This window comes from Pseudonocardia sp. ICBG601 (assembly GCF_020496245.1).
Map to the genome: position 1 here is coordinate 3,103,454 of NZ_JAHLJA010000148.1, position 13,556 is coordinate 3,117,009.

The window sequence follows — 13,556 nt, forward strand, 5'->3', positions numbered from 1 at the left end:
GTCACTCCACGACGCGGCCGGTCGGGGCCGGAGCCACCGGGACCTCGTCGCGGTTGTCGTCCTCGCCGGCCAGGTGGATGTCGTTCACCGAGATGTTGACCTCGATGACCTCCAGCCCGGTCATCCGCTCGACGGCGCCGACGACGTTGCGGCGGACCGCGGAGGCCAGGTCGGCGATGGCGACGCCGTACTCGACGACGACGTCCAGGTCGACCGCGGCCTGCTTCTCACCGACCTCGACGGCCACGCCCGCGACGGTGGAGGCGCCGCTGGTGCCGCCGCCCGGGATGCGCTCGCGCAGCGCACCGAAGGCGCGCGACGCGCCGGAGCCCATGGAGTACACGCCGGAGACCTCGCGCGCGGCGATGCCGGCGATCTTCTGGACGACGGACGCGGCGATGGTGGTGCGGCCGTGGCCGGTGCCCTCGGCGAGGCGTCCCGCGGGTGCCGCGGCCGGGGTCGTGGCGGGGGTGGTGGTCGGGGTGCCGGAGGTCATCGGTGCTCCTCTCACGGGCTGGCCCCGGGTGGGGGCCCGCCGCGGTGCGTGTGTTGTCCCCCGTGGGATGCCCGTCCGCGGCCCTCCCTCACGGTGGTTCACTCGTTCGGACCAGCCGGGATCCCGGAGGTGGTGCGGACGTAGTGCAGCAGCAGGGTCCCGTCGGCGGCCGCCTCGTGGCCGGCCAGGCGCAGTGCGCGCGGCACGGGCAGGGGCCGCGGCCCGGTCGCGATCCGCCCCTCCGGGCCCCCGACCAGCACCGGGACCAGGGTGAGGCGCAGCTCGTCGACGACGTCGGCCCCGACCAGCGCGCCGAGCAGGGTCGGCCCGCCCTCGCACAGCACGGAGGCGTGGCCGCGGCGGGCGAGCGCGGCGAGCAGCGCGGCGGGGGAGAGGTCGTCGAGCACCACGACCTCGGCACCCGCGGCACCCAGCGCGGCGCGCCGGTCCGCGGGGGCGGCGGCCGTGGTCAGCACGACCGGCGCCGTGACGGTGTCGGTGAACAGCCGCGCACCCGGGTCCAGCCCGGCCGACCCGCTCACGACGACGACCGGCGGGGGCGGCCCGGACGGCCGCCCGTCCGGCCCGGGATGACGCGGCCGGACGCCCCGGTAGTCCTCGTCCCGCGCGGTGCCCGCCCCGACGAGGACGCAGTCGGCCGACCGTCGCAGGGCGCGGAACAGGTCCCGGTCGGCCGGGGTGGACAGGCCGCCGGACCCCGCTCCGCCCGCCGTCACGGCCCCGTCGGCGGAGCTGACCATGACCGCGGTGACCCGCGGCCGGACGGGCGGGGGACCGGACGCGGAGGGCTCGGTGGGCACCTCCCGAGCATCCCGCCGTGCGGGCGACGTGACGCACGGGGGTGTTCTGTCGTAGGGCAGCCTCACTTATGGTGAGCGGAGCCGCACCGGACGGGTGGGGCATCCGGTCGAGCAGGGGGCCACGAGCAAGGTGAACGCGATCCGCGTCCGACCACCGTCGGTGGAACAACCGGCGCCCCCACGGCGGTCGCTGCGGCGCAGGCGGCTGCTCGGCCTCGCCGCCCTGACCGCGGCACTGCTGCTCGCGGTACTCGCCAGCATCGCGATCGGGACCAAGGTCATCCCGGTGAACGAGGTGTTCTCCGCGCTGGTCGCCCCGACCGGCAGCGAGAACGATGTGGTCATCCGGTCCCTGCGGATCCCGCGCACCCTGCTCGGGGTGCTGGTCGGGATCGCGCTCGGCCTGGCCGGCGCGCTCGTGCAGGGCTTCACCCGCAACCCGCTCGGCGACCCCGGTCTGCTGGGCGTCAACGCGGGCGCGGCGTTCTTCGTCGTCATCGGCATCTACGTCTTCGGTGTCAGCACGCTGTTCGGCTACGTCTGGTTCGCCTTCGCCGGCGCGCTGGTCGCCAGCGTCGTGGTGTTCGTGATCGGCACCCGGGCACCCGGCGGTGCCACCCCGGTGTCGCTGGCCCTGGCCGGCGCGGCGGTCAGCTTCCTGCTGCAGGCGGGCACGTCCTCGGTGGTGCTGCTCGACGAGACCAGCCTCGACGCCTACCGGTTCTGGGTGGTCGGCTCGCTCGCCGGGCGCGACGCCGCGGTCGGCGGCCAGGTCATGTGGTTCATCCTCGCGGGCACGGCGCTGGCGCTGGCCAGCGCGCCCGCCCTCAACGCGCTCTCCCTCGGCGACGACGTCGCCACCTCGCTGGGGCACTCGGTCCGCCGGACCCGGGTCGTCGGCGTCGTCGCGATCACGCTGCTCGCGGGGGCGGCCACCGCCGCCTGCGGGCCGATCGTGTTCCTCGGGCTGATCGTGCCGCACGTCGTGCGGGTGTTCACCGGGCCCGACCACCGCTGGCTGCTGCCCGCCTCCGGGCTCGCGGGGGCGGTGCTGCTGCTGCTCGCCGACGTCGTCGGACGGGTGGTGGCCCGCCCCGGGGAGCTGCAGGTCGGCATCGTGGTCGCGCTGATCGGCGGGCCCTTCTTCATCGCCCTCGTGCGCCGTCGCAAGCTGGGGGCCGTGTGAGCACCGTGACCGAACCCGGCCCCACGCCGGGCACGGTGGCCGTCCCCGGCCGCCGCGCCGTCCGCGCGGGCCGCTTCTCCGGCGTGCTGCGCATCCGCACCGCGGTGGTGCTGCTCGCCTGCGCCGTCGCGCTGCTGCTCGCGGCCGCGGTCAACATGGGCCGCGGCGACTACCCGATCGCGATCACCGACGTGCTGGCCACGCTGTTCGGCGGCGGCGACGCGGGCCAGCAGCTCGTCGTGCTGGAGCTGCGGCTGCCGCGCACCCTGGTCGGCGCCCTGGTCGGCGGCGCGCTGGCCGTCTCCGGCGCGATCCTGCAGTCGGTCGCCCGCAACCCCCTCGCGAGCCCGGACATCATCGGCGTCCAATGGGGCGCCAGCGCCGCGGCGGTGTTCGTCATCGTGCTCGGGGGTGGCGCGGCCGGCGTCGGTGGCGCGTTCGCCTCGCTCGGCATCCCGCTCGCCGCGCTGATCGGCGGGCTCGTGGCCTCGGTCCTGGTCTACGTCCTGGCCTGGCGCAAGGGCATCCAGGGCTTCCGGCTGGTCCTGATCGGCATCGGCATCCAGGCCGTGCTCGTCGCGGCGGTGCAGTGGCTGCTGACCGTCGCGCAGATCTACCAGGCCGCGCAGGCGCAGGTCTGGCTCAACGGCAGCCTGAACGCGCGCAGCTGGAACGAGGTCGTCCCGCTGTCGATCTCCATGCTGGTTCTCGTGCCCGCGGCGCTGGCCCTGGTGCACCTGCTCGGCGCCCTGCGCTTCGACGACGACACCGCCCGCGGCCTCGGCGTGCGGGTGAACGGCGCCCGCACCGCGCTGCTGCTCGTCTCCGTCGGGCTCGCCTCGGTCGCGACCGCGGCCGCGGGCCCGATCGCCTTCATCGCACTGGTCACCCCGCAGATCGCGCGCCGGCTCTGCCGGGTCGGGACCCCGCCGATCGGGGTCTCGCTCGTGCTGGGCGCGGCGCTGACCGTGCTGTCCGACCTGATCGCCCGCACCGCACTGGGGTCCGTCGAGCTCCCGGTCGGCATCGTGACCGCGGTGCTCGGCGCCCCGTTCCTGCTGTACCTGCTCGCCCGCACCCGCCAGGAGGCCCGTCGATGAGCACCGTCGAGGACATCAGCGTCGCGGAGGCCACCGCCTCCCGGACGACGACGGCGGGCGACCCCGTCCGTCCCGGAGTGGTCCGGTTGTCGGCCGAGCAGGTCACCCTCGGCTACGGCGACCGCACCATCGTCGACGGGCTCGACCTGGAGGTGCTGCCCGGCGCGGTCACCACCGTGATCGGCCCGAACGGCTGCGGCAAGTCCACCGTGCTGCGCGCGCTGGGGCGGCTGCTGCCCGCCCGGACCGGTCAGGTGCTGCTCGACGGCAAGCGGATCGACCGCACCCCGACCAAGGAGGTCGCGCGGGTGCTGGGGATCCTGCCGCAGTCGCCGCTGGCGCCCGAGGGCCTGACCGTCGGCGACCTCGTCGCCCGCGGGCGGCACCCGCACCAGGCCTGGTACCGGCAGTGGTCCTCCGACGACGAGCGCGCCGTCGCCGAGGCGCTGGCCTGGACGGGCCTGTCCGACCTCGCCGAGCGCCCGGTCGACGAGCTGTCCGGCGGCCAGCGCCAGCGGGCCTGGATCTCGATGGCCCTGGCGCAGGAGACCGACCTGCTGCTGCTCGACGAGCCGACCACCTTCCTCGACCTGGCCCACCAGGTCGACGTGTTGGAGCTGGTGCGGCGGCTGCAGTCCGAGGCCGGGCGCACCGTGGTCATGGTGCTGCACGACCTCAACCTGGCCGCCCGCTACGCCGACCGGCTCGTCGCGATGAAGGACGGACGGATCGTCGCGGCGGGGTCGCCGTCCGAGGTCGTCACCGAGGAGCTGCTGGCCGACGTGTTCGGGCTGCGGGCCCGGGTGCTGCCCGACCCGGTCACCGGCACCCCCCTGGTCGTGCCGGACGCGGGCCCGTCGCTGCACGCCCCGGAGCCGATCGCCGAGGCATGATCTCCGGCGTGACCTCCGGCGACAGACCGCCCTTCCTCGCCACCCGCGCGGTGCACGCGGGCAACGACGTCGACCCCGGGACCGGCGCGATCCGCCGCCCGATCGTCGCGGCCAACTCCTACGCCCTGCCCGAGGACCCCTCGGAGCTGGACTGGTCGGGCACCGCGACCCGGCTCTACACCCGCAACGGCGGGGCGAACCAGGGCTGGCTGGAGGACAAGCTCGTCGCCCTGGAGGACCCCTCCGGGGTGTCGCCGGGCGGCTGCGCCGCGGTCGCGCTCGCCTCGGGCGTCGCGGCGCTGCACGCGGTGTTCTTCACGTTCCTGCGGTCCGGTGACCACGTCGTCAGCTCCGACGTCACCTACGTCGCCACCCACCGGCTGCTCACCGAGCTGCTGCCGGACCGGTGGGGGATCACCGCCACCCTGGTCGACTCCTCCGACCCGGACGCGGTGCGCGCCGCGATCCGCCCGGAGACCCGGCTGGTGCACGTCGAGACCCCGGCGAACCCGACCACCCGGATCACCGACGTCGACGCCGTCGCCGCCGTCGCGCACGACGCGGGCGCCCTGCTCAGCGTGGACGCCACCTTCGCGACGCCGGTGCTGCAACGGCCGCTGGAGCGGGGCGCGGACCTCGTCGTGCACTCGCTGACCAAGTACGTCAACGGCCACGGCGACGCCATGGGCGGCGCGGTGCTGGGCCGCCGCGAGCTCGTCGAGCGGATCCGCGCCGACGCGATGGTCGACGCCGGGGGAGTGATCGGCCCGTTCAACGCCTGGCTGATCGCCCGCGGCGCGGTGACCCTGCCGATGCGGATGCGCGCGCACTGCGCCGGCGCGCAGCAGGTCGCGGAGTACCTGGAGTCCCGCCCGGAGGTCGCGTACGTCGCCTACCCGGGGCTGGCGTCGCACCCGCAGCACGCGCTCGCGACCCGCACCCTCGACGGCGGGTACGGCGGCATGCTCGCCTTCGCCCTCGACGGGCCGCCGGAGCGGCAGAACCGCTTCGTCGCAGGCCTGCGGGTGATCACCTCGGCGGTGTCGCTGGGCCACGACGAGTCGCTGATCGTGCACGTCGGGGCCGGTGGCGACGGCCGGGCGGCGCACTTCCCGCCGGAGTTCCGCCGTCTCGGGCACCTGCGCCTGTCGGTGGGGCTGGAGGACCCGCGCGATCTCGTCGCCGACATCGCGCGGGCCCTGGACGATGCGGGGGCCCCCGTCAGCCGATGAGCGACCGGCCGACGATCTCCTTCATGATCTCGTTCGTGCCGCCGTAGATCGCCTGCACGCGGGAGTCCACGAACGCGCGGGCGATCGGGTACTCGAGCATGTAGCCGTAGCCGCCGTGCAGCTGCACGCAGCGGTCGACGACCCGGTTCTGCAGGTCCGAGCACCACCACTTGGCCTTGGCCGCGTCGGGCACCGACAGCTCGCCCTCGCCGTTGTGCTCGGTGATGCAGCGGTCCACGAAGACCCGCGCGATGGAGACCTCGGTGTCCATCTCGGCGAGCTCGAAGCGGGTGTTCTGGAAGTTCGCCACCGGGCGGCCGAACGCTTTGCGCTCCTTGGTGTACTCCAGCGTCATCTTCACCGCGGCCTCGGCGCCGGCCACCGAGGCGACGGCGATCGACAGCCGCTCCTGGGCGAGGTTCTGCATGAGGTAGATGAAGCCCTGGCCGACCTCGCCGAGCCGGTTCGCGTCGGGCACCCGGACGTCGGTGAAGCTCAGCTCTGCGGTGTCCTGGGCCTTCATGCCGACCTTCTTCAGGCGGCGGCCGCGCTCGAAGCCCTCCATCCCGCGCTCCACCACGAACAGGGTGAAGCCGAGGTGCTTGGCGTCGGGGTCGGTCTTGGCGACGACGACCACCAGGTCGGCGAGGATGCCGTTGGTGATGAAGGTCTTGGAGCCGTTGAGGATCCAGTCGCCGTTCGCGTCCTGCTTGGCGTTGGTGGCGATGCCCTGCAGGTCCGACCCGGTGCCGGGCTCGGTCATGGCGATCGCGGTGATCAGCTCGCCACTGCAGAACCCGGGCAGCCAGCGCTTCTTCTGCTCCTCGGTGCACAGCCGCAGCAGGTAGGGCTGCACCACGTCGTTGTGCAGCGGGAAGCCGATCCCGCTGGCCCCGGCGGCGACGATCTCCTCGGCCAGGATCGCGTTGTAGCGGAAGTCGTCGACCCCGCCGCCGCCGTACTCCTCGGGGACCGCGGTGCCGAGCAGGCCCGCCGCCCCGGCCGCGGTCCATACCGCCCGGTCGACCTGGCCGTCCTCCTCCCACTGCTCGTGGTGCGGGGTGACCTCCTTCGCGATGAAGGTCCGGCACAGGTCACGGAACGCGTCGTGTTCGTCGTCGAAGATCTCGCGCTGCATGTCCGGCAGTCTCACATACCCGCCGGTAACTCCGGTCGTCCTCACGGGCCGTCGGTGACCCGCGCGTGCCGGTAGGGTGCGGCCGTGGATCTCGTGGACGCCGTCGCCAACGTGTGGGACCGGGCCGTGGTCGGTCACCTCGCCGATCTGCGACGGATGCCGCGCGACGCGGTGGTCGGCTCGCCGCAGGGCATCCTGTTCCGGTACCGCCCGCTGTCCGGTGTGGACCCCGCAGGCGGTGCACCGGTGCTGCTCGTGCCGCCGCTGGGCGCCCCGGACTTCGCCTACGACCTGCGTCGCGGCTGCTCGCTGGTGGAGCACCTGCTGCAGCAGGGCCGGACCGTCTACCTGATCGACTACGGCCCCAAGTCGTTCTCCGACCGGACCCTGGGCATCGAGAGCTGGGTCGACGAGCTGCTGCCCGACACGATCCGCCGGGTCGCCGAGGAGACCGACGACGAGGTGCACCTCGTCGCCTGGTCGCTCGGCGGGATCTTCGCCCTGCTCACCGTCGCCGCCGCGGTGCAGGCCCGCGACCCGCTGCCGGTGCGCTCGGTCGCCGCGATCGGCACCCCGGTCGACATCTCCCGGGTGCCGCTGGTGGCGCCGATCCGGCCGCTCGCGCAGATCACCGGTGGCCGGCTGATCTCCTCGATCTACCGGGGCGTCGGCAGCTTCCCGGCGCCGATGGTGAGCTGGGCGTTCCAGCTGACCGCGGTGGACAAGCTCGTCACCAAGCCGCTGGCGATCGCGTCGCGGATCGACGACCGGGACTGCCTGGCCCAGATCGAGGCCGTCGACCACCTGATGAGCAACATGCACGGCTACCCGGGCCGGGTGTTCGGGCAGATCTTCCACCTGCTGCTGCGCAGCAACGACCTCGCCAACGGCGGACTGCGCCTGGGCGGGCGCGACGTGGAGCTGTCCGACGTCGGGGTGCCGGTGCTCGTCGTCGCCGGGCGGGACGACGTCATCGCCCCGCTGCGGGCGGTGCGCGCCGGCGTGCCGCTGCTGACCGGCAGCCCGGAGGTGCGGTTCACGACCTCGCCGGGCGGGCACCTGGGCGTGCTGACCGGGCGCCGGGCCCGGGACACGACCTGGCCCGAGCTCGACCGGGCCCTGGCCGACTGGGACGCCGCCGCGGACACCCCCGACGACGCCGACGGCCCGACCGCCGCCGCCGGGGCCTGACCGGCCCGCCCCGACCGCTGCCGCCTGCGCGGCCCGGTCCGTCCGCCGCCGCCGGGGCCTGACCGTCCCCGGTCCGTCCGCGGCCCGCCCGCACGAAGATCCGGAGTTCGCGCGGTGATCCGCGGTCCGCGTGCGTCCGGACGCGCGCGTCCAGCGGATCAGCGCGCGGATTCGCGATCACCAGCGTCCGGAGGCGGCGGGCTGGGGCGACGGGGGAGGGTTGACCGGTCAGGTCTCTAAGTGATTTAGTCACTTTATGACCGCGGGGGAGACGCTGTCGGAGCGCCTGGCCGACGACATCATGGACATCATCCGGACCGGGAACCTCGGCCCGGGGGACCAGCTCGCGTCCTCCCGCGACCTGGCGCGACGGTTCGAGGTCACCACCCCGACCGTCCGCGAGGCGCTGCGACGCCTGGAGGCCACCGGTGCGGTGGAGTTCCGGCACGGCTCGGGCACCTACGTCGGCGCCGGGGTCGGGCGGCGGCTGCTCGCCAACCCGCACCGGCCGTCCCGGACCCCCGACGGCGTGCACGAGCTGATCCGCGCCCGGCTCGTCCTGGAGCCGCCGATCGCGGCCGCCGCGGCCCGGGAGCGCGACACCGCGGGGCTGGCGATGCTCGCGGAGAGCGTCACCAACGCCCTGCACCCGCCGGTCGGTGACCTCCGTCCGGCGGTGCACTTCCACGTCGCACTGGCCGCGACCAGCGGCAACGCGCTGCTCCGGGAGACGGTGGAGGCGCTGCTGCACATCCGAGCACGCGACCAGGTCGAGATCCGGCACCGCTACGACGACCGCGAGCGCGACCACGCCGAGCACGTCGCACTGCTCGACGCCGTCCGCGGGGGCGACCCGGACCTGGCGGAGCGGCTGTGTCGCGAGCACCTCGCCTCGATCGCCGCGGCGGTGGGCGCGTGAGCACCCGGCGCCTGGGGGAGATGACGACGGTCGAGGCCGCGGCCGCCGTCGTCGACAGCCCGGTCGTGCTGCTGCCGGCCGGGGCCTTCGAACAGCACGGGCCGGGGCTGCCGCTCGCGACGGACCTGATCCGCGCCGAGGCGGTCTGCGACCGGGTCGCGGAGGCACTGGGCGGCACCGCGGTCGTCGGACCGTCGTTGCCGGTCGGGGTGTCGCCGCACCACCTGGCCTTCGCCGGCACGGTCAGCCTGACCACCACGACGTTCGCCACGCTCGTGCGCGAGTACGTCGACGGCCTGTACCGGCACGGCTGGCGCCGGATCTGCGTGGTCACGGGGCACGGCGGGAACGACGCCACCCTCGCGACGGTCGCGCAGGACCTGCTCGCGGCCCGTCCGGACCTGCAGTTCGCCTGGAGCCCGCTCACCCCGCTGGCCGCCGACGTCGTCGCCGCGGCCGGGCCGCCCGAGGTCAGCGGGCACAGCGGGCAGGCCGAGACGGCGCAGATGCTCGCCGTCGCACCGCACCTGGTGCACACCGACCGGCTCGCGGCCGGGACCACCCGGCTCGCCGAGCTCGACTCCTTCGGCGCACTGGCCCGGCGGCGCGGTGGTCCGACGCTCACCGCGCCCTACGACCGCCTGTCCGGCAACGGGGTCCTCGGCGACCCCCGCCGGGCCGATCCGGAGCACGGCGAGGCGATCGTCGCCGCGATCGCCGACCGGATCACCGACTTCGTCACGGCCTGGCTCAAGGCCTGACGCCCCCTCCGACCCGCACGGACCCACAGCACTCCCGCGGTGGCACCACCCGGTGCCCCCGTCGCACGACCCTGCCCGCGACCCGGGCGGGGCCACAGCACCGGCCGTCGACGACGCCGTCCGAAGGGAACCCCATGTCCGCACCGAGACCGTCCGCAGCGACACCGTCCGTTCCGGGACGCCCGACCGTGGGCCCGACGCGCCGTCCCGGGGGACGCCGACTGCGTGCCGTGGCGGCGGCCTGCCTGGCCGCGGCCGCCCTGACCACCGGCGCCGCCGTCGCCCCGACACCATCCGACGCCGCCGTGGTCCCCACCGCGTCCGGGGCGCCGGCCGGACCCGCCGGTTCCGTCGCACCCGCCGGCCCCGAAGCGGCCGCCGGACCGGCGGGCGGCCCGGCCGGAGCGCGGAGCCCCGGCTGCGGCGTCACCCCGCCGCAGGCACCGGGCACCACCGCCGTCCGCACCGTGGACAGCGGCGGCCTGGCCCGCACCGTGCGCGTCCACCTGCCCGACGGCTACCGCCCCGACCGGCCCACCCCGGTCGTCCTGGTCTTCCACGGCCGCGGCAACGACGGCGCCACCACCGAGGACTTCTCCGGCCTGTCCGGGCTGCCCGCGGTCGTCGCCTACCCCGACGGGGTCCCCGGCGGCGAGGGCAAGCGCTCCTGGCAGGGCGCCCCGTACTCGGCGCCGGGCGTCGACGACGTCGCCTTCACCGGTGACCTCCTCGACGACCTCGAGGCCGGCCTCTGCGTCGACCCCGGCCGGGTCTTCGCCACCGGCAAGTCCAACGGCGGCGGCTTCACCGAGATCCTGGCCTGCCGGATGTCCGACCGGATCGCCGCGATCGCCCCGGTCGCGGGCGCCTACTACCGCGACGGCGAACCGCCGTGCCGGCCCGGCCGTCCGGTCCCGGCGCTGTTCGTGCACGGCGCCGGCGACGCGACCATCCCCTACACCGGCGACGCCGACCGGGGCTTGCCCGCGATCCCGGCGAAGGTCGCCGAGTGGGTCGCCCGCGACGGCTGCCGGGCCCGCCCGCAGACCCGCCGGATCGAGCCCGACGTGACCATCGCGACCTGGCGCGGCTGCCGCGACGGGGCCCGGGTGCAGCACGTCGCCGTCGACGGCGGCGGCCACACCTGGCCGGGCGCGACCGCCTACTCCGGCGGCGGCGCCACCACGCAGACGGTCCGCGCCACCGCGCTGGTCGGGGACTTCTTCGGCCTCGGGGGACCGCGGTGAGCACGCCCGCCGCCACCCAGGACCGGGAGCTGCCCCGGCTGGTGCGGGCGATGGCCGTCGTCGAACGGGTCGGGAACGCGCTGCCGCACCCGTTCTGGCTGTTCTGGGTGCTGTCGGCGATCCTCGCCGTGGTCAGCGCCGGGCTGGCGGCGGCGGGCGTCGCGGTCGTCGCACCCGACGGCGAGCCCGTCGCGGTGCGGAACCTGCTCTCCGGCGACGGCCTCGCGATGGCCGTCTCGTCGATGATCGACAACTTCGCGCAGTTCCCGCCGATGGCCACCATCGTCACGGTGATCATGGGCGTCGCGGTCGCCGAGCGCAGCGGGCTGCTCGCCGCGGCCATGCGGGCCGGGGTCGCCCGGGTGCCCGCGTCGCTGGTGGTGTTCGCGGTCGCGTTCGCCGGGACCGTCGCGCACGTCGCGTCCGCCGCGGCGTACGTGATCCTGGTGCCGCTGGGCGGGCTCGCGTTCCGCGCGGTCGGGCGCTCGCCGATCCTCGGGATCGTCGTCGCCTACACCGCCATCGCCTCCGGCTACGACGCCAGCCCGGTCCCCACCCCGAACGACGCGATCTTCGCCGGCATCACCACCGCGGCGGCCCGGATCGTCGACCCGGCGGTCGTGGTGACCCCGGTCGGCAACTGGTTCTTCAACATCGCCTCGTCGGTCGTGCTCGCCCTGGTGATCACGCTGGTCACCCGGGTCGTCCTGGCCAAGCGGCCCGACCTGGACCCCGACCCCGACGCCCCGGACGACGACGTCGCCGGGCTGAGCCTGTCGCCGGCCGAGCGGACCGGCCTGCGCCGCGCCGGCTGGGTCCTGCTCGGCTGCGCCGTCCTGCTCGTCGCGGTCATGGCCCCGGAGTGGTCCCCGCTGCGCGGCGAGAACGGCTCGGTCGTCGAGTCCCCGCTGGTCGAGGGCATCGGCGCGGTCATCGCGCTGCTGTTCGGCCTGCTCGGCACCGTCTTCGGCCGCGCCGTCGGGACGATCACCACCGCCGCCGACGTCCCGAAGCTGATGGCCGACGGGATCCGGCAGATGGCGCCCGTGCTGGCGCTGTTCTTCGCGATCGCCCAGTTCCTGGCCTACTTCGACTGGACCCACGTCGGGGACGTGCTCGCGGTCGTCGCCGCGGACGCGCTGCGCACCACCGGCGTCCCGATTCCGGTCGTGTTCCTGATGGTGCTGGCCGTGCTCACCGTGGTGAACGTGATGGTCACCAGCGGGACGGCGATGTGGTCGATCGCGGCGCCGGTGATCGTGCCGATGCTGATGCTGGTCGAGGTGCCGCCGGAGACCACCCAGGCGCTGTTCCGGATCGCCGACTCCGGCTCGACGGCGATCACCCCGATGAGCCCGTACTTCGTGATGGCGCTGGGGTTCCTGCAGCGCTACCGCAAGGACGCGGGCATCGGGACGCTCGCGTCGTACACGCTGCCGCTTGCCGTCGCCATGACGGCGGTCTGGACGCTGCTGTTCTTCGCCTGGTGGGCACTGGGGATCCCGCTGGGCCCGGGGGCCCCGGTCCGCTGAGGGGACGGACGCGGGGCGGGGACCGGGGCGGTCGGGGACACTGGCGCAGGTGCGCTACCTCGACGGCCCCGGTCCCGGTCCACGACGCTGGTCGGTGATCGGCCTGGGCACCTGGCAGTTCGGCACGAGCGAGTGGGGCTACGGCGACGCGCTGGAGGCCGGGCGGATCGTCGCCCGCGCCCGCGAGCTGGGCGTCACCGTGTTCGACACCGCGGAGCTCTACGGCCCGCTGCGCAGCGAACGGATCCTCGGCGACGCGCTGCGCGCCTGCGGCGGCCCCGGGTGGCGCGACGACGTCGTGATCGCGACGAAGTTCTTCCCGGTCCTGCCCCTGGGCCCGGTGCTGCGGCACCGCGCGGCCGCCTCCGCCGCCCGGCTCGGGGTGACCGAGATCGACCTCTACCAGGTGCACAAGCCGCACCCGCTGGTCGGCGACTCCTCGGCGATGCGCGGGATGGCCGAGCTGCAGCGGACCGGGCTGGTCCGCGACGCCGGCGTCTCGTCGTACACGCTGGAGCGCTGGCGGGCCGCGGAGGAGGCGCTGGGCGGACCCGTGCTGTCCAACCAGGTCGAGTTCAGCCTGCTGCGCCGCCGGCCCGTCGCGGCCCTCGTCCCGCACGCCGCCGCGCACGGCCGCATCGTGATGGCCTACAGCCCGCTGGCCCAGGGCCTGCTCACCGGCCGCTACGACGCCGGTCACCGGCCCACGAACGCGGTGCGCCGCAGCAAGCCGGAGTGGCTGCCGGAGAACCTGGCCGCGCTGGCCCCGCTCACCGACGCCCTGCGCGACGTCGCCTCCGCACACGACGCGACGCCGTCGCAGGTCGCGCTGGCGTGGGTGGTGTACCACCCGAACACGGTGGCGATCCCCGGTGCGTCGAGCGTGGCGCAGCTGGAGTCCAACGTGGCCGCGGCGGACATCGTGCTGACCTCCGACGAGTACGTCGGTCTCACCGCGGCCGCGCAGCGGGTCCGGCTGCGCACCGGACCCGCCACGCTGCCCGCCGTGGCCCGGGAGCTGCTGCGCTCCCGCTGAGCCG

At 75.1% G+C, this 13,556-nt stretch carries 13 protein-coding genes; 10 read left to right on the plus strand and 3 right to left on the minus strand.

The genetic code is table 11. The features are described from left to right. Nucleotide 1 precedes the first annotated feature (1 nt). Nucleotides 2-496, minus strand: a complete 495-nt coding sequence (locus KPL57_RS44175; RefSeq protein WP_226356333.1) for an Asp23/Gls24 family envelope stress response protein — start codon at nucleotides 494-496, stop codon at nucleotides 2-4. A gap of 98 nt (nucleotides 497-594) precedes the next feature. After that, on the minus strand, nucleotides 595-1,317 hold the full coding sequence (locus KPL57_RS44180) for a dihydrofolate reductase family protein (RefSeq protein ID WP_226356334.1): 723 nt from the start codon (nucleotides 1,315-1,317) through the stop codon (nucleotides 595-597). Between the two features lie 139 nt (nucleotides 1,318-1,456). On the opposite strand from KPL57_RS44180, the gene KPL57_RS44185 reads away from it, so the two are divergent. The 4 genes from KPL57_RS44185 to KPL57_RS44200 are packed head-to-tail and all read left to right on the plus strand — an operon-like array spanning nucleotide 1,457 to nucleotide 5,728. Further along, entirely contained in the window at nucleotides 1,457-2,503 is a 1,047-nt protein-coding gene (locus tag KPL57_RS44185) for an iron ABC transporter permease (protein WP_226356712.1), read from the plus strand. After that, nucleotides 2,500-3,603 (plus strand): iron chelate uptake ABC transporter family permease subunit, encoded by a 1,104-nt coding sequence (locus tag KPL57_RS44190; protein WP_226356335.1) that lies wholly within the window; start codon nucleotides 2,500-2,502, stop codon nucleotides 3,601-3,603. The genes KPL57_RS44185 and KPL57_RS44190 overlap by 4 nt, the downstream gene beginning before the upstream one ends. After that, complete coding sequence (locus tag KPL57_RS44195; protein WP_226356336.1) at nucleotides 3,600-4,496, plus strand: ABC transporter ATP-binding protein; 897 nt, start codon at nucleotides 3,600-3,602, stop codon at nucleotides 4,494-4,496. The genes KPL57_RS44190 and KPL57_RS44195 overlap by 4 nt, the downstream gene beginning before the upstream one ends. An 8-nt stretch (nucleotides 4,497-4,504) precedes the next feature. Beyond that, a complete protein-coding gene (locus tag KPL57_RS44200; protein ID WP_226356337.1) occupies nucleotides 4,505-5,728 on the plus strand; it encodes an aminotransferase class I/II-fold pyridoxal phosphate-dependent enzyme in 1,224 nt (407 codons plus the stop codon). Here KPL57_RS44200 and KPL57_RS44205 read toward each other — a convergent pair. Then, the gene (locus tag KPL57_RS44205) at nucleotides 5,718-6,866 is read right to left on the minus strand and encodes an acyl-CoA dehydrogenase family protein (RefSeq protein WP_226356713.1); all 1,149 of its coding nucleotides are present in this window, start codon (nucleotides 6,864-6,866) and stop codon (nucleotides 5,718-5,720) included. The genes KPL57_RS44200 and KPL57_RS44205 overlap by 11 nt on opposite strands. Before the next feature lie 84 nt (nucleotides 6,867-6,950). On the opposite strand from KPL57_RS44205, the gene KPL57_RS44210 reads away from it, so the two are divergent. The 6 genes from KPL57_RS44210 to KPL57_RS44235 all read left to right on the plus strand — a co-directional run bounded on the left by KPL57_RS44210 (nucleotide 6,951) and on the right by KPL57_RS44235 (nucleotide 13,552). After that, the gene (locus KPL57_RS44210) at nucleotides 6,951-8,057 is read left to right on the plus strand and encodes an alpha/beta hydrolase (protein WP_226356338.1); all 1,107 of its coding nucleotides are present in this window, start codon (nucleotides 6,951-6,953) and stop codon (nucleotides 8,055-8,057) included. Nucleotides 8,058-8,313: 256 nt separating this feature from the next. Then, nucleotides 8,314-8,976 carry a FadR/GntR family transcriptional regulator gene (locus KPL57_RS44215; RefSeq protein WP_226356339.1) on the plus strand — a complete coding sequence of 221 codons (663 nt, stop codon included), beginning with the start codon at nucleotides 8,314-8,316 and terminating at the stop codon, nucleotides 8,974-8,976. Then, nucleotides 8,973-9,737, plus strand: coding sequence for a creatininase family protein (locus KPL57_RS44220; protein WP_226356340.1), 765 nt, complete (start codon nucleotides 8,973-8,975; stop codon nucleotides 9,735-9,737). Before KPL57_RS44215 ends, KPL57_RS44220 begins: the two co-directional genes overlap by 4 nt. 230 nt (nucleotides 9,738-9,967) lie before the next feature. Further along, entirely contained in the window at nucleotides 9,968-10,984 is a 1,017-nt protein-coding gene (locus KPL57_RS44225; protein WP_226356341.1) for a PHB depolymerase family esterase, read from the plus strand. Nucleotides 10,985-11,034: 50 nt separating this feature from the next. After that, nucleotides 11,035-12,516 carry an AbgT family transporter gene (locus tag KPL57_RS44230; protein WP_226356714.1) on the plus strand — a complete coding sequence of 494 codons (1,482 nt, stop codon included), beginning with the start codon at nucleotides 11,035-11,037 and terminating at the stop codon, nucleotides 12,514-12,516. 49 nt (nucleotides 12,517-12,565) lie between these two features. Next, on the plus strand, nucleotides 12,566-13,552 hold the full coding sequence (locus tag KPL57_RS44235) for an aldo/keto reductase (RefSeq protein WP_226356342.1): 987 nt from the start codon (nucleotides 12,566-12,568) through the stop codon (nucleotides 13,550-13,552). Nucleotides 13,553-13,556: the final 4 nt, after the last annotated feature.